General features: G+C 68.2%; 17 protein-coding genes. 11 read left to right on the top strand and 6 right to left on the bottom strand.

Annotated features, from left to right (window positions below):
* Positions 1-28: 28 nt before the first annotated feature.
* Positions 29-775 carry an IS5 family transposase gene (locus JMJ56_RS20905; RefSeq protein ID WP_236038161.1) on the bottom strand — a complete coding sequence of 249 codons (747 nt, stop codon included), beginning with the start codon at positions 773-775 and terminating at the stop codon, positions 29-31.
* A 75-nt stretch (positions 776-850) separates the two neighbouring features.
* Entirely contained in the window at positions 851-1,654 is an 804-nt protein-coding gene (locus JMJ56_RS20900) for an EcsC family protein (protein WP_202833711.1), read from the bottom strand.
* Between the two features lie 74 nt (positions 1,655-1,728).
* Between JMJ56_RS20900 and JMJ56_RS20895 the strand changes: the two genes are divergently transcribed.
* From JMJ56_RS20895 to JMJ56_RS20880, 4 genes are all read left to right on the top strand, one after another.
* Positions 1,729-3,816: a molybdopterin-containing oxidoreductase family protein gene (locus tag JMJ56_RS20895; RefSeq protein ID WP_202833710.1), complete on the top strand. Its 2,088-nt coding sequence runs from the start codon at positions 1,729-1,731 to the stop codon at positions 3,814-3,816.
* 612 nt (positions 3,817-4,428) lie between these two features.
* Positions 4,429-4,737, top strand: a complete 309-nt coding sequence (locus tag JMJ56_RS20890) for a hypothetical protein (protein WP_202833709.1) — start codon at positions 4,429-4,431, stop codon at positions 4,735-4,737.
* Complete coding sequence (locus JMJ56_RS20885; protein ID WP_202833708.1) at positions 4,730-7,552, top strand: hybrid sensor histidine kinase/response regulator; 2,823 nt, start codon at positions 4,730-4,732, stop codon at positions 7,550-7,552. The genes JMJ56_RS20890 and JMJ56_RS20885 overlap by 8 nt, the downstream gene beginning before the upstream one ends.
* On the top strand, positions 7,552-8,505 hold the full coding sequence (locus tag JMJ56_RS20880) for a diguanylate cyclase (RefSeq protein WP_202833707.1): 954 nt from the start codon (positions 7,552-7,554) through the stop codon (positions 8,503-8,505). Before JMJ56_RS20885 ends, JMJ56_RS20880 begins: the two co-directional genes overlap by 1 nt.
* Positions 8,506-8,835: 330 nt before the next feature.
* Here the strand turns inward: JMJ56_RS20880 and JMJ56_RS20875 are convergent, their stop codons facing one another.
* The 3 genes from JMJ56_RS20875 to JMJ56_RS20865 all read right to left on the bottom strand — a co-directional run bounded on the left by JMJ56_RS20875 (position 8,836) and on the right by JMJ56_RS20865 (position 10,220).
* Positions 8,836-9,363 carry a cytochrome P460 family protein gene (locus tag JMJ56_RS20875; RefSeq protein WP_202833706.1) on the bottom strand — a complete coding sequence of 176 codons (528 nt, stop codon included), beginning with the start codon at positions 9,361-9,363 and terminating at the stop codon, positions 8,836-8,838.
* Between the two features lie 43 nt (positions 9,364-9,406).
* On the bottom strand, positions 9,407-9,625 hold the full coding sequence (locus tag JMJ56_RS20870; RefSeq protein WP_202833779.1) for a hypothetical protein: 219 nt from the start codon (positions 9,623-9,625) through the stop codon (positions 9,407-9,409).
* A 337-nt stretch (positions 9,626-9,962) separates the two neighbouring features.
* Complete coding sequence (locus JMJ56_RS20865) at positions 9,963-10,220, bottom strand: thioredoxin domain-containing protein (RefSeq protein ID WP_268885062.1); 258 nt, start codon at positions 10,218-10,220, stop codon at positions 9,963-9,965.
* Positions 10,221-10,971: 751 nt separating this feature from the next.
* On the opposite strand from JMJ56_RS20865, the gene JMJ56_RS20860 reads away from it, so the two are divergent.
* From JMJ56_RS20860 to JMJ56_RS35340, 3 genes are all read left to right on the top strand, one after another.
* Positions 10,972-12,621, top strand: coding sequence for an NADH-ubiquinone oxidoreductase-F iron-sulfur binding region domain-containing protein (locus tag JMJ56_RS20860; RefSeq protein ID WP_202833704.1), 1,650 nt, complete (start codon positions 10,972-10,974; stop codon positions 12,619-12,621).
* The gene (fdhF, locus tag JMJ56_RS20855) at positions 12,618-15,356 is read left to right on the top strand and encodes a formate dehydrogenase subunit alpha (protein WP_202833703.1); all 2,739 of its coding nucleotides are present in this window, start codon (positions 12,618-12,620) and stop codon (positions 15,354-15,356) included. The genes JMJ56_RS20860 and fdhF overlap by 4 nt, the downstream gene beginning before the upstream one ends.
* Positions 15,357-15,543: 187 nt before the next feature.
* On the top strand, positions 15,544-16,635 hold the full coding sequence (locus tag JMJ56_RS35340; RefSeq protein ID WP_202833702.1) for a DUF4214 domain-containing protein: 1,092 nt from the start codon (positions 15,544-15,546) through the stop codon (positions 16,633-16,635).
* 33 nt (positions 16,636-16,668) lie between these two features.
* Here the strand turns inward: JMJ56_RS35340 and JMJ56_RS34035 are convergent, their stop codons facing one another.
* Positions 16,669-16,875, bottom strand: a complete 207-nt coding sequence (locus JMJ56_RS34035; protein WP_328702441.1) for a cation transporter dimerization domain-containing protein — start codon at positions 16,873-16,875, stop codon at positions 16,669-16,671.
* A 560-nt stretch (positions 16,876-17,435) separates the two neighbouring features.
* Here JMJ56_RS34035 and JMJ56_RS20840 point away from each other — a divergent pair.
* The 4 genes from JMJ56_RS20840 (at position 17,436) to JMJ56_RS20825 (ending at position 21,817) form a co-directional block, all read left to right on the top strand.
* Entirely contained in the window at positions 17,436-17,762 is a 327-nt protein-coding gene (locus JMJ56_RS20840) for a hypothetical protein (protein ID WP_202833784.1), read from the top strand.
* Between the two features lie 416 nt (positions 17,763-18,178).
* On the top strand, positions 18,179-19,057 hold the full coding sequence (locus tag JMJ56_RS20835; RefSeq protein WP_202833701.1) for an FAD binding domain-containing protein: 879 nt from the start codon (positions 18,179-18,181) through the stop codon (positions 19,055-19,057).
* Between the two features lie 4 nt (positions 19,058-19,061).
* A complete protein-coding gene (locus JMJ56_RS20830; protein WP_202833700.1) occupies positions 19,062-19,541 on the top strand; it encodes a (2Fe-2S)-binding protein in 480 nt (159 codons plus the stop codon).
* The gene (locus tag JMJ56_RS20825; protein ID WP_202833699.1) at positions 19,541-21,817 is read left to right on the top strand and encodes a xanthine dehydrogenase family protein molybdopterin-binding subunit; all 2,277 of its coding nucleotides are present in this window, start codon (positions 19,541-19,543) and stop codon (positions 21,815-21,817) included. The genes JMJ56_RS20830 and JMJ56_RS20825 overlap by 1 nt, the downstream gene beginning before the upstream one ends.
* Positions 21,818-21,853: the final 36 nt, after the last annotated feature.

Genomic DNA, 21,853 nt, shown 5'->3' with positions numbered 1-21,853 from the left:
ACCAGTGAGGTGATCTGCCTGCTAACGTTCAGCGTGATGCGACAACCGCGGCCGCGAGATAGATGGTGGCGGCGTAGCTGGCGTCGGTCTTGTCATGGCGGGTGACGACGGCTCTCAACTCTTTCAGCTTGGCGAAGGTGTTCTCGATCCAGTGGCGCCAGCGGTACATATCGTGGTCGAAGCTGGTAGCGGTTTTGCGGTTGGTCCTGGGTGGGATTACGGCGGTGGCACCACGACCGTCGAGGTCGGCCCTGAGCCAGAAGGCCTTGTCGCCGAGCAGAGCGCCGAAGGCGATGCCCTCGATCGGCGGTTGCACGCCGACGCTATCGTGCCGCTGACCGGGCAGCAGGACGAAGCGCACTAGGTTGCCGAACGCATCGACCATGGCGACGATCTTGGTGGTCAGCTCGCCGCGCGAGCGGCCGATGGCCTGATTCTGAGTCCCCTTTTGCGCCACTCGCCTTCTAGTACGCGGAGACGATGGTGCCGTCGATCTGGGCGTACTCAAATCCGGCTCGTTCGACACCTGCTCGAACGGCCGCTCGAAAACCCCGGCCCGCACCCAGCGGCGGAACCGTTGGAACACGCTGTTCCAGCGACCGTACTCATTCGGCAGGTCACGCCACGGCGATCCCGTCCGCACGCGCCAAAGCACCGCCTCTAGGAACAGCCAATTGTCCCTGCCAGTCGCTCCCGGGTCCGTCGCCTTACCCGGCAGCACCGAGGCAACCTTCGCCCAAACCACATCGCTGACCACAAACCGACCCTGATCCATCCCAGTCATCACTCCGCCGAAGCAGAACTCAATTCACGATTGGACAGCAGCGGGAATCCTGAACGTCAACAGGCCCTAGCCTGCCCGCCGGATCGCCTCGTACCCCGCCCGCACCAGCGCCGGCCCGTGCTCCCGCTCGAGCCGGCGGATAGTGAAATGCGCCGTGGCGATGCCGGAGAAATGCTCGAGGAAGGCGATGTTCACCGCCGCGCCGCCCGCCGCGCCGATCACCGGCGCCGCCTGAGCGGAGAGCTTCACCGCGACCGGTGCCCCGAAGCGCGCCGCGATGGCACCGAGGAAACCCGGCAGCAGCGCGCCGAAGCCGCGGCCGACGGCGCCCTTCAACGTTTCGGCCAGCGCGATGCGCAGGGCGAAATAGCCGCTCTCCGCCTCCTCAGCTTGCGGGTCGCGCCCGCCGAGGGCGAAGACCTTGAGGCATTCCGCCTGAACCATCGGGTCGGAAAGGTCTTCCCCCTGCTCCGCTGCGATGGTGGCGATGCGGCGGAGCAGCAGCGTGGTGGAGACTGGCAGTTCCATCAGCGTCCCCGGCAGGCCAAAGGCCCCGCCCGCGGCGCCGGAGGCAGCCAGCAGCCCGCGATGCAGCCAGGCGGCGGACAGCGGCGTCGGGTTGCGCGCCGGGTCGCTGCGCATGGCAGCCTGGAGGGCGCCCTCCAGGGCCCGGCGAACGGCGCCGTCAATCATCCGCTGCGCCGCCTCCGGCAGGCGCCGCTTCAGCGCCTCCACCGAACCGCCGACCAGCGAGGCCAGGCGGACGGGAAGAGAGGTGCCTTCGAGGATCGCCACCGCCTCGGCGAGCGCCGCCTGCTCGTCGCTGCGCAGGCTAGCGGGGATGGGAAGGGTGGATTCGGTCGTGCTCATGCCGGCAACAACCTCCGGGCTGGCGCCGGGTTCGCCGCGCCGGCAGGATTGCTGCACGCTGGAGGACCGCAAGGATGGATGGCAGCCTCGCCCCGACCGTGATCCGCACCGCCTGCCCGCATGACTGCCCGAGCGCCTGCGTGCTGGAAGTGGAGCGCATCTCGCCGGAGCGCATCGGCCGGGTGCGCGGCTCGGCCAGCTACGACTACACGGCCGGCACCTGCTGCGCCAAGGTCGCCCGCTATGCCGAGCGGACGCATCACCCGGACCGGTTGACCCGGCCGCTGCTGCGCGTCGGCGCCAAGGGCGAAGGCCGCTTCGTCCCGATCGGCTGGGATGAGGCGCTGGACCGCATCGCCGAGGCCTTCCGCGCCGCCGCCGCGCGGCATGGGCCGGAGGCCGTCTGGCCCTACCATAGCGGCGGCACGATGGGCTTGCTCGGCCGCTGGGGGCTCGACCGGCTGCGGCATGTGATGGGCTATTCCCGGCAGAAATCCACCATCTGCGTCACCCCGGCCGAGATGGGCTGGCGCGCCGGCCATGGCGCGGCCCGCGGAGCCGACCCGCGCCGGGTGGCGGAAGCAGACCTCATCCTGATGTGGGGCGGCAACCCCGTCTCTACCCAGGTCAACCTGATGACGCACATCCAGCGGGCGCGGAAGCGGCGCGGGGCGAAGCTGGTCGTAGTCGATGCCTACCGCTCGCCGAGCGTGGAGGCGGCGGATATCGGCATCGTCCTGAGGCCGGGGACGGATGCGGCGCTGGCCCTCGCGCTGATGGCGATCGCGCTCGAAGGCGGCGCGGCGGACCGCGCCTTCCTCGCTGCGCATACCGATTGGGATGCGGCGGTGGAGGCGCATCTCCGCAGCCATACCCCCGAATGGGCCGAGGGCGTGACCGGCGTGCCGGCGGCCGGGATCCGCGCGCTCGGTGCGCTCTATGCCAGGACGCGGCGGATGTTCCTTCGCGCGGGGGTCGGCTTCACCCGCCACCGCAACGGCGCGGCGACGATGCATGCCGTCTCCTGCCTCGCCGCGCTCACCGGCGCCTGGGGCGTGGAGGGCGGCGGCGCCTTCTTCTACGCACTGGAGGGCTGGGGGCTGGATACCCGCCTCGCCTGGGCGAGCGACCGGATCGACCCGCGCGTGCGCGTGCTCGACCAGTCGCGCATCGGCGCGGTGCTGAACGGCGAGGCGCTGGCAGGCGGGCCGCCGGTCGCCGCCATGCTGATCCAGAACGCCAACAGCGCCGAGGTGGCGCCCGACAGCCACGCTGTGCGGCGCGGCCTGACGCGGCAGGACCTCTTCCTCGCCGTGCATGAGCAATTCCTGACGCCCACTGCGGCCTTCGCCGATGTGGTGCTGCCGGCGACCACCTTCCTCGAGCACAGCGACCTCTATCTCGGCCTCGGCCATGACGCGCTGACCATCGGCCCGCGGGTGATCGAGCCGCTGGGTGAGGCGCGCAGCAACCATGCCGTGGTCTGCGGCCTAGCGGCGCGGCTCGGCGCCGAGCATCCCGGCTTCGGCATGGAGGAGGAGGCCATGCTGGATGCGACACTGCGCGCCTCCGGCCTCGTGGGCTGGGAGGCGGCGAAGACGGCGGGCTTCCTGCCCATCGGCAATGCCATCCCGGCCGGCGAGGCCTTCGCCGGCTTCCCGCAGCCGGACGGGCGCTTCCGCTTCCGTCCCGACTGGGCGGCGCTCGGCCCCCATGCCGAGGGGATGCCGGCACTGCCGAGCCATTGGAACAGGCTCGACCATGCAAGCGCGGCGACGCCCTTCCGCCTCATCACCCCGCCGGCGCGGAGCTTCCTCAACACCAGCTTCACCGAAACGCCCGGTTCTCGCACGCGGGAAGGCGCGCCGACCATCCGCATCCACCCCGATGATGCGGACCGGCTCGGCATCCAGGATGGCGCCCGGGTGCGGATCGGCAATGCCCGCGGCGCGCTGACCTTGCGGGCAATGCGCTTCGATGGCGTGCTGCCCGGCGTGCTGGCGGTGGAAGGCATCTCGCCGAGCGCCGACTTCCCCGAGGGCATCGGCATCAACGCGCTGGTGGGGGCGGAGCCGGTGGCGCCCGCCGGCGGCGTCGCCTTCCACGATACTGCGGTCTGGCTGGAGCGCGATCGCCGGAGGTTGGACGGCCGGGGGCACTAACAGGAACTCGAGCGGACTCCCATCAGTCCGCGTCACCACCGGTGTCGGTGACGGAGGCGGCACATTCGGCTGACGTGACGATGTCAATGGTGTGGCCGATGCTGCGCCAGGGATCATCGGGGATGCGCCCGGCCGCCTTGCCGCTCGCTAGGCCAGCTGCGATCGGCACAGCGCAAAGTGCTGGTGGTGCGGTCTGACGAGACTGCGCTGCTGAGCGCCGAAGGGAGCGCCTTAAAGCAAGCGCGTTGAGCGCAAGTAGTGGCGCGAGAGGCCGAAGGTGACGCGGCGGCAGCCGAAGCGGAGCCGACCGCGGCTGAACGACAAATCCGCGGCCATGCTGGTCAGGGCGTGTCTGAGTTTGCGATTTCGTGCAGGGCCAGACGTAGCACGGGCGGTGGGGAAGCGCGGCGAGGCGACCCCGCAACGATACGCTAAGGCGACTGGCGGGCAGGCGCATTGCTCACGCAGATGTCAAAATCCGTCGCCGTCCAGAAGCGCTTCCGCTATAATGCCCCCATGGGCTCGCCACGACCCAAATTGTTGCCACCAGGGTCCTGAGCCCAAACCATGCACGCCACGACGATTGCCCACCGATCCGCTTGGGTGCCGCTGGTGCCTGCCGCTCTGCTGCTGATGGCGAGCTTGTTCGGCCTCATGGCCATTGGCCTGATGCCGCGGGCGGGAACAACCCAGTATGCGGTGCTCGGCCCGCCCTGGCTTGGGCCGGGCCGCATGCTCGCGCTGGTGAATGAGGCGGACGGCATCCCGCTCGATATCGGGGGATGGCCTAATGTTGTCATCGCCCGTTCCGACAACCCCGGCTTCGCAACGGCGCTCCACCGCGCCGGGGCTTGGCTCGTGCTGGATGCCGTGCAGCTGCGTGGCTGCCTCGGCGGCGCGAAGGACCCCCGTGATGGATGAGCTTGATCGGCTGCGACGCCGCTTCGGAGCCGTGCTCCTGCCGCTGCTCTGGCTGCATGCGCCGGTCATGGCGCTCGCCGCCCTGGCGGTGGGGCGCCCAGCCCTGCCGGCTGCGCTTGCCAGTGCTGCCATGGCGGCGCTGGTGCACCTCAGCTGGGCCTATCAGCGCAGCGAGCCGGCAACACGGTATCTTTCGGCCATTGCATTGATCGGGCAGCCGGCGCTGCTCGTCTACCTACTCGCGGGACACCCGTGGCAGATGGACATGCATATGTACTTCTTCGCCGCGCTTGCGCTGTTGATCGGCTGGTGCGACTGGCGGGTGGTGGTGGTTGCCGCGGTGGCCGTCGCGCTGCACCACTTGATGCTGAATTTCGTCGTTCCTGCCGCCGTCTTCCCAAGCGGGGCCGATCTCAACCGGGTCTGGCTGCATGCCGCGATCGTCGCTTTCCAGACCGCGGTGCTGGTCTGGCTGGCGAACCGCCTGGTGCAGTCCTTCGCGCGGATCGGAGCGATGAGCGCCGAGATCATGCGTACCAACGAGACGTTGGAGTTGCGCGTCGCGGCGCGTACGCGCGAGGCGGAGGCAGCAAACATGGCGAAGAGCATGTTTCTCGCCAATATGAGCCACGAGATCCGTACGCCGATGAACGCCATCCTCGGCTTCAGCCACTTGGTGCTGCGGACCGAGCTGACGCCGAAGCAGCATGACTTCCTGCTGAAGATCAAGACGGCAAGCGGCACGCTACTCGGCCTGATCAACGACATCCTGGATTTCTCCAAGATCGAAGCGGGCAAGCTGAGTCTGGAAGCGGCGCCTTTCAACCTGCGCCAATCGCTGGACGGCATCATTGGCATCGCCGCCGAGCGGGCGGAAGAAAAGGGCATCGGGCTTCGTGTCCGGATCGACCCCGCAGTCCCGCAGCAATTATTGGGTGATTCCCTTCGGCTCGGCCAGGTGATCCTCAACCTCCTCACCAACGCGGTGAAGTTCACCGATCGCGGTGAAGTCACGCTCTCCATCGGCAGCCGGCCGGGCCCAGAGGACGGCCTGCTGCTTGAGGTGGCGGTGACGGACACCGGCATCGGGTTGACCGAGGAAGAACGGGCGCGGCTCTTCCGTCCGTTTACCCAGGCGGACAGCTCCACGACCCGACGCTTCGGTGGCACCGGTCTCGGCCTCGCAATCAGCCGGCAACTGGTGGAGATGATGGGCGGCCGGATTGAGGTGGATAGCCGCCCTGGCCAGGGCAGTCGCTTCCATTTCACGGTGCAGCTCCACGCAGTCGCCGAGCTGGCCGCGCCCGAGCCCCTGCCGCTGGAAGAACTGCAGCGCCTCCGCATCCTGGTCGTCGACGACAATCCAGCCTCGCGTGAAGTGTTGCAGGCGATCTTCGCTGGCTGGTCCGTTCCCGTCGATCTGGCGGCCTCGGCCGCGGAAGGCCTTAGCGCGCTGGAGACACGGGCGGCACAGGGTGAGCCCTATGACCTCGTGCTGCTCGATTGGAAGATGCCCGGCATGGACGGCATCGAGGCGGCCCGTCGCATCCGCGAGGACGGCCGCTTCGGCGCTTCCCCCGCCGTCATGCTGGTTTCCGCCCATGGCCGGCAGGAGGTGCTGGCCGAAGCGCAAACCGCAGGCATCGCTGCCTTCCTGGTGAAGCCCGTCGATCCCGGGATGATCCAGGACGTTATCCAATCCCTTTTTTCCAGCCGCGTCCGGGCGCAGCCGAGCCCGGTCGCCGCCCGGACAGAGGCATCGCGCAAGGTCGCGGCGGCGCTACGCGGCAACCGGGTGCTGCTGGCGGAAGACAACGAGATCAATCGGGAAGTGGCGGTGGAGCTGCTGGGCGACGCCGGGCTTCATGTGGAGATCGCCGAGAACGGCCGTGTGGCCCTGGAGAAAGTACTCGCCGCCGAGGGCCGCTTCGCAGCAGTGCTGATGGACGTCCAGATGCCGGAGATGGATGGCATTGAGGCGACGCTCGCCATCCGTCACCGCTTCAACGCCGAGCAACTTCCGATCATCGCAATGACCGCGCATGCCTATGCGCAAGAGAAGCAACGCTGCCTGGATGCCGGAATGAACGACCACATCGCCAAGCCGGTCGACCCCGCTTTGCTGGTCGCGGCGCTGGACCGCTGGCTGAAGCCATCAGCCGCCGCCCAGGCGCCGGTCATGCCTGCGGTAGCACCTGTCGCGCAGGATGGGCTGCCCGACACGCTGCCGCCCTTCGACCTGGCCGCCGCGCTCAACCGGCTCAACGGCAAACGTGCGCTCCTGCGGAAATTGATCGTGGATTTCGGGATGCGCTTCGCCGGAGCCGTGACGGAACTGCGGCGTGCCTTCGGCAGGGACGAATGGCAGGAGGCGCGCCGCATCGCCCACACGCTGAGGGGCGTTGCCGGATCACTCGAGATCCGCGACGTGGCCGAAGCTGCGCGTCTGCTGGAGGACGCGGCCCAGGCTCGCCGGTCCGAGGGTGTCGAGGCGCTTCTCGTCCGGCTGGAGCAAGCGATGGAACCAGCCCTTGCCGCCGCGCGGGGGCTGGCCTCGCCTGCCGCCCAGGCCGCTGCTGCAGAATCAGCAGACATGGCGGCGCTGCAACCAATCATCGCCGAATTGCGCGGGCTGCTGCAGCGCCGGAGCCTTCGTGCGCGAAAGGTGCTGGAGGCGTTGGAAGCGGCGTTCGGCGCCGGCTCATCGGAGCTTGGACCGCTGAAGGAAGCGGTGGCCGTGCTCGACTTCAACCGGGCCATCGGCCTGCTTGACGGGCTGGCTTGCTCGCCTGCCGTCACCGAGGAGTTGTCGTGATGGGTCAGCGCGCGGTGATTCTCGTCGTCGACGATGAAGCAACAAACATCGAGATCCTCAGCGCGATCCTGGAGGAAGAGCACGAAATCTGCTTCGCTACGTCCGGCGAGGAGGCGCTGGAAGTGGCGCGTTCCGCAGCGCCGGATCTCGTACTGCTTGACGTGCTGATGCCGGGCCTGGATGGCTACGAGGTTTGCCGGAGGCTGAAGGCAGACCCGCAGCTTGCCGACCTGCCGGTAATCTTCACCACTGCACTTGGTGACCAGGAGGCGGAGGTGCGCGGGCTGGAGCTCGGTGCCATCGATTACGTCCATAAGCCGATCTCGCCGGTGATCGTCCAGGCTCGCGTCCGCAATCATCTTGAGATGAAGCGAATGCGGGATGAGCTTGCGCGCCTCGCGGTGACGGACGCGCTGACCGGCCTTGGTAACCGCCGGAAGCTGGAAGCGACCCTCGCGCAGGAGGCGGTGCGGCTTTCGCTCGACGCGTCGGAACTCTCCGTCATTATTCTCGACATCGACTTCTTCAAGCGTTTCAACGACAACTATGGGCACAGCGCTGGCGACCGCTGCATCGCCATGGTGGCGGCGACGCTGAGCCGCGCGGTGCGCGACACGTCCGATCTGGCGGCACGGTACGGCGGCGAGGAGTTCGCCTGCGTGCTGCCGGGAGCGACGCATTCGGAGGCTGTGGAGATTGCGCATACCATCCGTGACCGGGTGCGAGCGCTCGGCATCCCCCATGGCGGCTCGGAGGCGGCGCCTTTCGTCACCGTCAGCATTGGCGTTGCTACTGCAACCTGTTACCCCGGCCTCGATTCGATGAACTGGATCAAGGCTGCCGACGCTCAACTCTACCTGGCGAAAGCGGCCGGCCGCCACGCCGTCTTCGGCCGCATCTTCGATGAGCGCGCGTTGCGGAATACCGAGGTTATGCTCGGCGCCTCCCTGTAATACCACGCGTCCTGGGCTTCGGCCTGCGATGCGGGTTCTCCTGACGAGATGGGGGCTGAGACCAACACTTCGGACATGCTGAGGGCTTTGACCCATGGCCTGCGAAGGTGCAGAGCAAGCCGAATGCGCTTGCGGCGGCCCTGACGGGGACGGGCTGGCATTTGCCGGATCTGGTACAAGGCCGGGAAAGACACGGCATGGAGCTACGGCCCGCGTCGGCAGTAAGATCCTGCCGCGGAAGCTGGGTGCATTTGAATGGTGCCGTTCTCGCAGTCTGTGAACCCATCTTCTGCAGGACAGCCTCGCTACCGCGCGTAACGGGTGAACTCGCTACCGCGCGTAACGGGTGAAGACGAAGTCGTCCGCCTTCGGCGCACGGGCATGGCAAGGGGCACAGGTGTTGAGCAAAGCCTCGCTGCGGTTCGGCTTGCCGTCTTCGAACTGGCCGTACCCCCAACCACCCGTGCGAGCGTATCTTTGCGAATCCTTGACACTGAACTGGACGTTCGTCGTAGCTCCGGCGACAAAGGACTGGGCTTGGCCGAAGACCGCATTGTTCTCAGCCGATGGCACGTACTGCCACGCCAGCCTCGCAATGATCGCGCCGTCAGGGAAAGGGCGCGTTCCATCCCGGAAGGCCCGCACCGCGACGTCGTTCCCGAGAATGGCCCGTATGTCGTTGAGGCTGCCAGCCTCATGAGCGACGCTGATCAGTTGCCAGTCGCGGTATCCGGCAGGGAGCCTGACACCGAATACCGCCGACGCGTCATCATCCGCGCTGCCCGCCACAGCTGGGGCAAGAGCCAATACGCATATTACCGCCATGGCTATGCGCGCCTGAGGAGATAGCGACTGCATGCAACATCCTCCTTTTCTCGTGCCCAACCGACATCTGCACACTCTACCCGAAGGTTGCGCTGAAAAGGGATAGCCCCGGCATCTTCGCCTCGAAGGGGAGCAGATGCTCGCCATAGGTCTCCCCATCGAGCAGGGTGTAGAGCGTCGGCCACTTGACCTCGATCTCCTGTGCAGCGCCGCCGTCCATCGAGACCCGCAACCTCCCGCCCTGCGCTGCGGAGGCCACAAAATGCAGCTTTGCGGCAGAGAAGCGTAGACGCAGGCCGCTCGTGCCGAGCGGAGAGCCAGCGCCTCCTCACGGTTCTAGCTACCCTCGAGTTGGTATTGGTTCAGCCGCGGGCCACCGACCGTGAAGGCAGAGGCCGCCTCACCTCGCCGGGGCGATTGGGCACGGTCCTGCGACGTCGGGTGCTGCGCGCCGGAATAGATCTCGGGCGAACGCATCCGCGACTGGTCCGGGTCATCGCCCGGGTTGCCGATGGGCCCGGAGGCGACAGACCGAGCAGTGCCCGGATCGCGCCCCTCCTCTCGCGTGCATATCCCTCGCCCGCCCGCAGCAGGACGACCCGGCCGTTCCGGTCTAGCAGGTAGAAGGCGGGCTAGGCCCGGTTGCTCCAGGCCCGCCAGGTCTGGAAGCGGTTGTCCTGGCCCACGGGGTAGCGGATGCCGACCTCGCGGACCGCATCCTCCACATTATGGCGAACGCGCTCGAACCCGAATTCCCGCGTGTGGATGCCGATGACCTGTAGCCCATGCAGTCCGTATGCCGCCTGCCAACGATTGAGATTGGGGACGGTGCGGCGACAGTTCATGCAGGAATAGGTCCAGAAATCGACCAGCACCACCTTGCCGTGCAGCCCTGCGACGGTCAGCGGCGTGGGCGAGTTCAGCTAGGCGTCGATGTCGGCGAATTCCGGTGCGGGCGCCCCGCGCGGCGATTCCCGCGGCAGGTTGTGGCCAACTCCGGCTCTGATGAGCCGATTCGCATATCGGCCGGTGAACCGCCCGGCATAGGAGCCGGATCGGGATGCGGCGTGCCATTGGCGTCACTCCAGCACCTCATATTGCTGCTCGCCTTGGGCGAGGCCGATCCGCCAACGGTAGTTGTAGGTGACGATGCTGACATGGCGGGTTGCCGAGCGCCTAGGCGCTCCGCTCGAATGTTGCGTAATTAATATTAAAGCGGGTGGGGCGGCCTGCCAGATGAGCCTGGAAAACCCCCGCGATAAGCCTCGTAGCCAGTACGGCCGTAGCGGGTCGTGCAGGAGCTGGTGATGACCGAGCCGGAATTGAGGATCTCGGGCTTCCTGGCTCGGATTCCGATGCTCGTCGAGGCCATGGCACCGTGCTTCTTGATGTCTGGCGCAGGGGTCCGGACCCGCGAAAAAAAGCCGCCTGCGCGACCTCAGCGCTTCGGTCAGCGAGTATCAGGTTGAGGTTGCGGTAGCCCGTCGAGAACACCGGCACCGCCGGCCAGCCTGAGGCAGAGGTGACTTTGCATTGCTTCCGACGAGAAGCGGCCGATACCCTGCGAGGGTGCCGGGAGGAAGCAAAGGCGTGGCATCAAGGCCAAGGTTCATAACGGACGGGCTGACGAGCGAGAATGCCATGGCACCGAGGCGCGGACCGCGTGGCCGCCAACCGAGCGAGACGGACCGCGCCGTCGTCGCCGCAGCGGCCGCAGGCCTCGCGCCGGTGCGGGAGATGCTTATCGAACACCTGCATGCGCTGCAGGATCGGCACGGCGGACTACGCGCCGGGCATCTCGTGGCGTTGGCCGAGAAACTGGGCCTGGCACCTGTCGAAGTCTTCGAGGTGGCCAGTTTCTACCATCACTTCGAGATCCTGGAGGACACGAAGCTGGCTCCTGCGCCGCTTACGATCCGGGTCTGCGCCAGCCTGCCTTGCCAGCTCGCCGGGGGTGGCGCCCTGCTCGACTCGCTCAGCGCCGCGCCGCCGCCCGGAACCCGGGTGGTCGCTGCGCCCTGCATGGGCGCCTGCCACCGCGCGCCCGCCTGCGCCCTCGGCCACGATCTCGTAGAGTCCGCAACGCCTGCGACAGTCGCCGCTGCCGTCGAGGGCAACCCGCCAGCGCTGCCGATGCCGCCCGGCCTCGACGCCTACCTGGCGCGCGGCGGGTATGTGGCGCTGCGGGCCGTCCGGCGGGCCGGCGATGCCGGGCGGGACGCGATGCTTGCCACGCTGGAGGCGGCCTCGCTCCGTGGCCTGGGCGGTGCCGGCTTCCCGGCCTCGCGCAAGTGGCGGCTGGTGCTCTCGCAGCCCGGGCCGCGCCATGTGGTGGTCAATGCCGATGAGGGAGAGCCAGGCACCTTCAAGGATCGGTATTGCCTTGAAACCGAGCCGCACCGCGTGCTGGAGGGCATGCTGATCGCCGCCCATGCCGTCGGCGCCGAGGCCTGCTGGATCTACCTGCGGGACGAGTACCCGCACCTCCGCCACGCGCTGCGGCGCGAGATCGCGGCGCTCGACGCGGCCGGCATCGCAGGGCTGCCGATCCATCTCCGCCGCGGCGCAGGCGCCTATATCTGCGGTGAGGAAACGGCACTGCTCGAAAGCCTGGAGGGGCGCCGCGGCTACCCGCGGCACAAGCCGCCCTTCCCCGGCGAGCATGGGCTCTTCGGCCGGCCAACCCTGATCCACAATGTCGAGACGCTATGGTTCCTGCCGGAAGTTCTGGGCGAGCCTGACGGCGCGGCACGCTTCGCCAAGCGCGGACGGCGCGGACGGCAGGGTCTTCGCTTCTTCAGCGTTTCTGGCCGGGTGCGAAGGCCGGGCGAGAAGCTGGCGCCAGCCGGTGTCACGGCGCGCGAGCTGATCGAAGAGTTTTCCGGGGGAATGGCTGAGGGGCACCGCTTTGCCGCCTATCTGCCAGGCGGCGCCTCGGGCGGTATCCTGCCGGCCTCGATGGCGGATCTGCCGCTCGATTTCGGTACGCTGGATTCGGTGGGCTGCTTCGTCGGCTCCGGCGCGGTCGTCATCCTCTCGAATCAGGACGACCTGGCGGAGGCGGCGCGCAACCTGGTGCGCTTCTTCCGCGACGAGAGTTGCGGCCAGTGCACGCCCTGCCGCGTCGGCACCGCCAAGGCCGACGCGCTGCTGCGCGCGCCCCGCTGGGACCGTGCGCTGCTCGAGGAGCTGGCGGCCGCGATGGCGGATGGCTCGATCTGCGGCCTCGGCCAGGCGGCCATGAACCCCGTGCGCAGCTTGCTGCGCCACATGCCGGAGGCGGTGCCGTGACACGCTTCACCCTGGATGGCCGCGATGTCGAGGCTGCGCCCGGCGAGACGATCTGGACCGTGGCCCAGCACGAGGGGGTGGAGATCCCGCATCTCTGCCACCTGCCTCGGCCGGGCTACCGGCCGGACGGCAATTGCCGCGCCTGCCTGGTCGAGGTCGAGGGCGAGCGGGTGCTTGCCGCCTCCTGCATCCGTGTGCCCCGCGAAGGCATGGCGGTGCGCAGCACGAGCGAGCGTGCCGCCCGCGCCCGGCGGATGGTCTTTGAACTCCTCCTGGCCGACCAGCCGGGGCAGGAGGCACGCGACGCGATCGGCGGCTTCGCCCGCTGGGCGAGGCAGCTCGGCGTTGCCCGGTCCCGCTTCGCGCCCGAGGAATCGCATCCGGCGCCGGACCTCTCGCATCCCGCCATGGCAGTGCAACTCGACGCCTGCATCCAGTGCGGCCTCTGCGAAAGAGCCTGCCGCGAGGTGCAGCACAACGACGTCATCGGTCTGGCGGAACGCGGCATGGCGGTGACCGTCAGCTTCGACCTGCTGGATCCCATGGGCAGCTCGACCTGCGTTGCCTGCGGCGAGTGCGTGCAGGCGTGCCCAACCGGTGCGCTGCTGCCGAAATCCGTTCTGGACGAGGCCGGCCGCCGCACCGCGCCGCCGGAGCGCGAAGTCGCCAGCATCTGCCCCTACTGCGGCGTCGGCTGCCAGGTCGGCTTCCGGGTGAGCGGAGACCGGATCGAGGAGGTGGTCGGCCGCGACGGTCCGTCCAACCAGGGGCGGCTTTGCGTCAAGGGACGCTTCGGCTTCGGCTACCTGACCCATCCCGACCGACTGAAGCGGCCGCTGATCCGCATCGAGGACGCGGCCAAGGACCCCGCCGACTGCCTGGACCCCCGTGCCGCACGCGGCAAGTTCCGCGAGGCGAGCTGGGAGGAGGCGCTGGACCGCGCCGCCGCCGGCCTCGCCCGCATCCGCGACATGCGGGGGCCGGACGCGCTTGCCGGCTTCGGCTCGGCCAAGGGCTCCAATGAGGAGGCCTATCTGTTCCAGAAGCTGGTGCGCACGGGCTTCGGCACCAACAATGTCGACCACTGCACTCGGCTCTGCCATGCGGCGAGCGTGGCGGCGCTGCTGGAGGGCATCGGCTCTGGCGCCGTTACGGCGCCCTTCACCGCTGCCCGCGACGCCGAGGTGATCATCGTCATCGGCGCGCGGCCGACCGAGAACCACCCGGTCGCGGCCACCTACCTGAAGGACGCGGCGACCCGGGGCGCGACGCTCGTCACGATGGACCCGCGCGGCAGCGCGCTGGACCGCCACGCTGCCGAAGTGGTCCGCTTCGCGCCGGGCCGCGACGTCGCCGTGCTGAACGCCATGCTCCACACGGTGATCGTGGAGGAGCTGTACGACCGGCAATACGTCGCCGCCCATACCGAGGATTTCGCGCTGATCCGCGACCATGTCGCGGCCTACACGCCGGAGGCAATGGCCCCGATTGCCGGCGTCCCCGCCGAGCAGCTCCGGCGCGTCGCCCGCCTCTATGCGCGCGCGGGGTCGGCCATGATCCTCTGGGGAATGGGCATCTCGCAATCCACCCACGGCACGGACAACACCCGTTGCCTGATCGCGCTGGCGCTGCTCTGCGGCCAGGTCGGGCGGCCCGGGACGGGGCTGCACCCGCTGCGAGGCCAGAACAATGTGCAGGGTGCCTCGGATGCCGGGCTGATCCCGATGATGTTCCCGGATTACCGCCGGACTGGGGACGAGGCGGCACGGTCGCACCTCGAGCGGCTCTGGAATGCTCAACTGGATTCAAGGCCCGGCCTGACGGTGGTGGAGATCATGCATGCCGCCGAGCGGGGCGATATCGGCGGCATGTATGTCATGGGAGAGAACCCGGCCATGTCGGACCCCGATGTCACGCATGCCCGCGCCGCGCTGGCGCGGCTCGACCATCTCGTCGTGCAGGATCTTTTCCTGACCGAGACCGCGACGCTGGCCGATGTTGTACTGCCGGCCTCCGCTTGGCCGGAGAAGGACGGCACCGTGACCAACACCAACCGCCAGGTTCAGCTGGGTCGTGCCGCCGTGCCGCCGCCGGAGGGCGTGCAACAGGATCTCGCCATCATTGTGGAACTTGCCCGACGCCTCGGCCTACCCTGGGCCTATGCGCACCCGCGCGACGTCTTTCCGGAAATGGCGGAGGCTACGCCCTCCCTCGCCAACATCACCTGGGAGCGTCTGGAGCGGGAGGGCAGCGTCACCTATCCCTGTGCCGGCCCCGACCAGCCGGGGCAGGAGATCGTCTTCGGCGACCGTTTCCCGACCGCCTCGGGCCGCGCCCGCTTCGTTCCGGCCGGCCTTGCCGATCCGGCGGAGATGCCGGACGCGCAGTTTCCCTTCGTCCTCACCACGGGCCGGCAGCTCGAGCACTGGCATACCGGTACCATGACGCGCCGTGCCGGCCCGCTGGATGCGCTAGAGCCGGGGCCGACCGCTGCGCTGGCGCCGGCTGAGCTGGCACGGCTCGGGCTCTCGCCCGGGGACCGCGTGCGCCTCGCCACGCGCCGCGGTGTCATCGAGCTCGCCACCCGGGCCGACCCGGCCCTGCCGGATGGGCTGGTCTTCGTTCCCTTCGCCTTTCGCGAAGCAGCGGCAAACATGCTGACCACCTCGCAGCTCGATCCGTGGGGAAAGATCCCGGAGTTCAAATTCTGTGCCGTGCGGGTGGAACGGATCTGAGTTCGCCAAAGCCGACGTCCTACGCTTCATCGTACCAGCATCAACCGGTTCAGCTCCCAGGTCACAGTCCATGCCGACCGAAGCACCGATGTTACCGAGTGCGCTTTGTCGATCATGTTTGTGGCCATCACATCCGCCATCACCTTCGCGCGTGGTGATATAATCTCCAGGCACGGAAGATCCTATTGTGGCCGGCGTGATCGGGAGACAAAATGTGGCAACGATTCGCGGCACCAATGGCGACGACAACCTGTTCGGCGGATTGGGCAATGACGTCATCTACGGCGGAGACGGCCAGGACCGGCTGTGGGGCGGGTTGGGCAATGATTGGCTGATTCCCGGCAACGGCGCCAGCCAGACCGTGTCGGGCGAGGCCGGCATCGACACCTTCGTATCCGACTTCGCGGCGCGGCAGACAGCATTCTTCGGCAGTCCGACGCCGGTGAACCCGGCGGTGCCGGGCCAGAGTTACACCATCGACGGCATCGAAGCCTGGGAATTCGCCGACGGGCGCTACACCAACAACGTGCAGGACATCGCCGCGCAGGTGTACCGGCTATACCAAGGCGCCTTCGCACGGGTGCCAGACGATTACGGCCTGTCCTTCCACGTCGACCGGCTCACGGCGCAGCAACTGGAACAGCCCGGCGGCGCCAGCCTGGAGCAGATCGCGCTGGATTTTACCAACTCCGCCGAGTTCACCCAGCGCTACGGCACGCTCTCTGATGAGGCCTTCGTCACCCAGCTCTACCGCAACGTGTTGGGGCGCGAGCCGGATTCGCCCGGCCTGCAGGGCTGGCTGGCGGTGCTGCCGCAGATCGGCCGCGGCGGCACGCTGCTCGGCTTCTCCGAGAGCACGGAGAATGTCGCGCTAACCCGCGCCGCCTTCGACGCAGGCTTATGGGTGAACGACTGGAAGGCCAGCCAAGTGATGCGGATGTACGACACGGTGTTCGGCCGGCTGCCGGACGCGCCCGGCCTCGTCGGCTGGGACGCGGCGCTCGAGAGCGGCGCGCTGGACTCGCGCGGCATGGCGGAAGGTTTTATCGCCTCGGCCGAGTTCCAGGCGCGCTACGGTGGGCTCGACGACCGCGCCTTCGTCACCGCGCTGTACGTGAACACGCTGGACCGCGCGCCTGATGCCGCTGGGCTGGAAGGCTGGGTCAACGCCCTGCCGTCGATCGGCCGCGCGGGGGTGGTGCTGGGCTTTTCCGAGAGCCTGGAGCACGTGGCGCTGACCAGCGCCAACATGACCGATCAGGGTTTCCTGCTCGGCTGACACGGCAGGCGGCGGCGTGCTACGCCGCCGCCGTCAGAGCACCAGCACGCCCTGGTGCTCGGCGTTGCCTTCGGGCTCCACGGGGGTGGTAATCACAGCGGCGCCCAGCTCGGTCCGGAGCGCACCCTCGATGCGGTCACAGGTCTCGTGCGTCTCGACCGCTCGCATGTCGCTCGGCACCATCAGGTGGAACTCGACGAAAGTGATGCACCCGGCGTGGCGCGTGCGCGGAGCATGCACCTCCAGCGCGCTGGAGGCTTCCTGCGATACCAGGGAGCTAATGCGCGCCGCAGGCCGGGCTCTACCGCATCGTCCATCAGGGCGCCGACGCTCTCGCGCAGCGGGCGGAAGCCGGACACATTCTCAACAGCGGCGCCTATGCCAGGTTGGCGATCGGCGCCTCGGTCATCCTTCCCTACGGGATCACCGAGCATAGGATCTCGGACAGCGAGTCTAGCGGGCAGAGCGAGATCATCGGCGGCAACGTTAACCAGCTGCCCTTCTTTCCGGTCGCGGGCAAGTCCATGCGCAGCTTTGAGGACAGGCGCGGCAAGGGGTCGGTGTGTCGTCACTGGAAGCCGGCAACTCGTCCCTCGCCATGCGGTTGTTCGAGGCCCATGTGCTGCATCACCCGGAGGACTACACCTTGGCGTCATCGTGCTGTCGGGCGACGTGATTGCGAGTCCACAGATCCACGTCATGCTGCAGGCCGGCGTCAGCGCGTTGAGCATCCGGGTGGCGCTGCGCGGCAGCTCCGATGCCAAGCCGCGGCGCATGGAGGCTAGCGTGGAGAATGCGGCGTGGCTGTGGCCGATGTGGGAGTGGACCGCATCGTCTTCCATTGCATGGTCGTCACCACCGTCTCCCCGGAAGCCGGGCAGGCGATCCGGGAACGCATCACCGCGGCTACTGGCATCCCCGGCTTGGTCATCGCCGACGCGCTGGCAGCAGCCTTCCCGGCATTGGGCATCCGCCGGGGCGCGCTGCTTTCCCCTATACCGCGCCGGTGCACCGGCGGACGTCGTCTTCCTCAAACATTTCGGCTTGGAGGTGATCGGAGTGCTGCGCAGGGGATCGACACCAATGACGAGATGGCGCGCCTGTCGCCGGAACGGCAGGAGGAGTAGGCGCTCGAGCACCGCAACGCCAAAGACGATGGCTACTTCCTCATCTGCACCGCCTTGCATACCTGCGACCTGATTGCGTCGCTGGAGGCGCCTTTCGGCTGTCGGGTGGTAACTAGCAAGTAGGTAATGGTCTGGCACGCGCTTAGCAGCGCCGGCTGGAGGGACGGGGCAGGGGTGTGGCGTAAGCTGATGGGGTACGCCCCGGCCTGACCGAAGGAAGCCATTTGGGGGCCGGGTGTCGCCGCACCGATCCGAAGCTTCGCACTGCGGCCCGCTCGGGACGCCGGTGCCGTTTCAGGTCTATACCGGCCGTGCTGCGGGGCGTAGCCTCATTGCAAGCCCCACGCCCGACCAGGGCGGCAACCCCGGACAACGGACGGATCGGGGACCAGAAATGACCAAGGGAGCGAAAGGTAATGGACATCCGATACCTGGCGCCGCAAACGCTCGATGAGGCAGTGAGCGCCTTCGCCGCGGCGCAAGGCTCCGCCCGCATCCTGGCAGGCGGCACCGATCTGCTGGTGCAGATGCGCTCCGGGGTGGCGCGGCCAGGCCTCATCGTGGACATCAAGAAGATCGGCGTGATGACCGAGATCACGGAGGCCGCTGACGGCAGCTTCCGGATCGGCGCTGCGGTCTCCGGCGCGACGCTTGCCGAGCACAGGCGCTTCGGCAAGGTATGGCCGGGGGTGCTGGAGGCGATCAACCTGATCGGCTCCAAGCAGGTGCAGGGCCGTGCCTCCCCGGGCGGCAACCTTTGCAACGGCTCGCCGGCCGGGGACAGCGTCCCGGCCATGGTCGCGGCCGGCGCGGTGGTCACGGTGCAGGGCCCGAACGGTCGCCGCACCATGCCTGTGGAGGCCGTTCCGGCCGGTCCGGGCCGTACCAACCTGGCGCCGGGCGAGATCGTGGTGAGCTTCACCCTGCCACCGCGCGCGCCCGGCTCCTCCGACGCCTATCTACGCATGATCCCGCGGACCGAGATGGACATCGCCGTCGTCGGCCTCGGCGCCAGCCTGACCCTGCAGGGCGGAGTGGTGACCACCGCCCGCATCGGCCTCGGCGCCGTCGCGCCGACCGTGCTGCTGGTCGAGGACGCGGCCAAGGCGCTGGTCGGCAGCAAACTCGATGACGCCGCCCTGGAGGCGGCCGCCGCTGCCTGTCGCGCCGCCTGCAAGCCTATCAACGACAAGCGCGGCACCATTGCTTATCGCACCAAGGTCGCCGGCGTGCTGCTGAAGCGCACTGCCGCGATCGCCGCCGCTCGCGCCCAGGGCGCTCTTGGGGGGAACTGACGCTATGGCCAAGTCCCATATCGCCACCAGCATCAACGGCGAGCCGGTGGAGTTCCTCTGCGAGCCGCACCAAAGCCTGCTCGACGTGCTACGCAACACGCTCGGCCTGACCGGCACGAAGGAAGGCTGCAGCACCGGCGATTGCGGCGCCTGCAGCGTCACCGTCGATGGCCGCCTGGTCTGTTCCTGTCTCGTCCTCGCGGTCGAGGCCGAGGACGCCGAGATCGCCACCATCGAAGGCATGGCGCAGGGCGAGGCGTTGCACCCGCTGCAGCGCAAGTTCCTTGAGATGGCTGCGCTGCAATGCGGTATCTGTACGCCCGGCGTGCTGATCTCGGCCCGCGCCCTGCTGGAGAAGAACCCCAACCCGACCGAGACCGAGGTACGCTTCGGCCTGGCCGGCAACCTGTGCCGCTGCACGGGCTACGACAAGATCGTCCGCGCTGTGATGGAAGCCGCTGCCGAGATGCGGGAGACCGTTTGATGAACGTGATCACCGACAGGCTCCGGGTCGAGGACAACAAGTGGATCGGCCAGCGCACCATCCGCCCCGATGGCGCGGACAAGGTAACGGGCCGCGCCAGCTACGCGGCCGACAACACCATGCCGGGGATGATCTGGGGCAAGGTGCTGCGCAGCCCGCACGCGCATGCCCGCATCCGCTCCATCGACACATCGAGGGCCGAGGCCCTGCCCGGCGTGAAAGCGGTGGTGACGGCGAAGGACATTGTCGACTTCCCGCTCGAGACCTCGGTCCTGCTCGGCATCCAGGACATGCGCTGGATGTGCCGCAACGTGATGGCGCGGGAGAAGGCACTGTTCCACGGCCACCCCCTCGCCGCCGTCGCCGCCATCAACGAGGAGGTGGCCGCGGCTGCTTGCGCCCTGATCGAGGTGGACTACGAGGTGCTGCCGCATGTCATCGAGATCGAGGATGCGATCAGGGATGACGCGCCGATCCTGCATGACTTCGCCAGGTTCGAGGGCAAGCCGTCCAACATCGCCGGCACGATGACGGCCAAGCTCGGCGACGTGGAGGCCGGCTTCGCCGAGGCCGACGTGATCGTCGAGCGGACCTTCCGCACCCGGCCGATCCACCAGGGCTATATCGAGCCGCAGGCCTGCACCGTCAGCTACTCGGCGGACGGCCGCGCGACGATCTGGAGCAGCAGCCAGGGCCAGTTCATGGTCCGCGCCATGACCTCGCTGCTGACCGGCGTCCCGCAGAGCAACATCCGCGCGATCCCGGCCGAGATCGGCGGCGGCTTCGGCGCCAAGACCATCATCTATCTCGAGCCCGTCGCCCTGCTGCTGTCGAAGAAGTCCGGTCGCCCGGTGAAGATGGTGATGACGCGGGAGGAGGTGATGCGGGCCACCGGCCCGACCTCCGGCTCCTTCAGCACCGTCAAGATCGGCGCCAAGCAGGATGGAACCTTCGTCGCCGCCAAGGGCGATTTCTACATCCAGGCGGGCTGCCTGCCCGGCGGTCCGCTGCGCGGGCCGGTTGGCTGTTCCTTCGCGCCATACGACATTCCGAACGTGCTCTCAGTCGGCTACGACGTCGTCTCCAACCGCTCGAAGGTCGCCGCCTACCGCGCGCCGGGTGCCCCGCTCGGCGCCTATGCGGCCGAATGCGTGATCGACGAGATCGCCGAGCAGCTGGGGATGGACCCGCTGGAGCTGCGGCTGAAGAACACAGCCAGGGCCGGTACCAAGGCAGCTTATGGCGCGACCTTCGGCAAGGTGACCTTCGAGGAGACCATCGAGGCGATCCGCGACCATGAGCACTACAAGGCGCCGCTTGACCGCAACCCGCGCCCCGGCGTCAAGCGCGGCCGCGGTGTCGCCTCCGGCTTCTGGTACAATGCTGGCGGTGAAAGCAGCGCGCAGGTCAACATCACCGAGGACGGCAACGTGGTGGTCACCACCGGCCACCCGGATGTCGGCGGCTCGCGCGCCTCGATCGCCAATGTCACCGCCGAACTGCTCGGCGTCGACCATGGCCGCGTCTCGGTGCTGATCGGTGACACGGCCAGTATCGGCTACAGCAACCTCACCGGCGGCAGCCGCGTCACCTTCGCCTCCGCCATGGTGGTGACGCAGTCTGCCGAGAAGGTGATCGGCCAGCTGAAGGAGCGCGCGGCGAAGATCTGGAAGATCGACCCCGAGGCGGTGCATTGGGAGAATGGCGAGGCGCGGCCTGCCGGCCCGAATGCCGGGCAGTTCCCGCCGCTGACCCTGGCCGACCTGGCCGCGAAGGCGAGCGAAACGGGCGGCCCGATCGGCGCCGGCGTTCAGCTCAATACCACGGGTGCCGAGCCCGGCTTCGCCACCCATGTCGTGGATGTCGAGGTGGATGTCGATCTCGGGATCGTCCGCGTGCTGCGCTACACTGCGGCGCAGGATGTCGGCCGGGCGCTGCACCCCAGCTATGTCGAGGGCCAGATCCAGGGCGGCGTGGTGCAGGGCATTGGCTGGGCGCTGAGCGAGGAATACCTGTACAACCGCGAAGGTAGCCTCGAGAATGCCGGCTTCCTCGACTACCGGATGCCCGTCTGCTCTGACGTCCCCATGATCGAGGCGGTGATGCTGGAGATCCCCAACCCAAAGCATCCGCAGGGCGTGCGCGGCGTGGGCGAGGCGCCAATCGTGCCGCCGCTCGCTGCGATCTCCAACGCTGTCTACGATGCGCTCGGCAAGCGCTTCTTCAGCCTGCCGATGTCGCCGCCCAAGGTGTCGGAGCGGCTGGACGAAGCGTAAGAACGACAAGCCCGGCTGCTTCGGCAGCCGGGTCAC

This window comes from Belnapia arida (assembly GCF_016773205.1).
In the GTDB taxonomy this organism is placed as follows: Bacteria; Pseudomonadota; Alphaproteobacteria; order Acetobacterales; family Acetobacteraceae; genus Belnapia; species Belnapia arida.
This window is presented reverse-complemented; position numbering and strand designations above follow the sequence as displayed.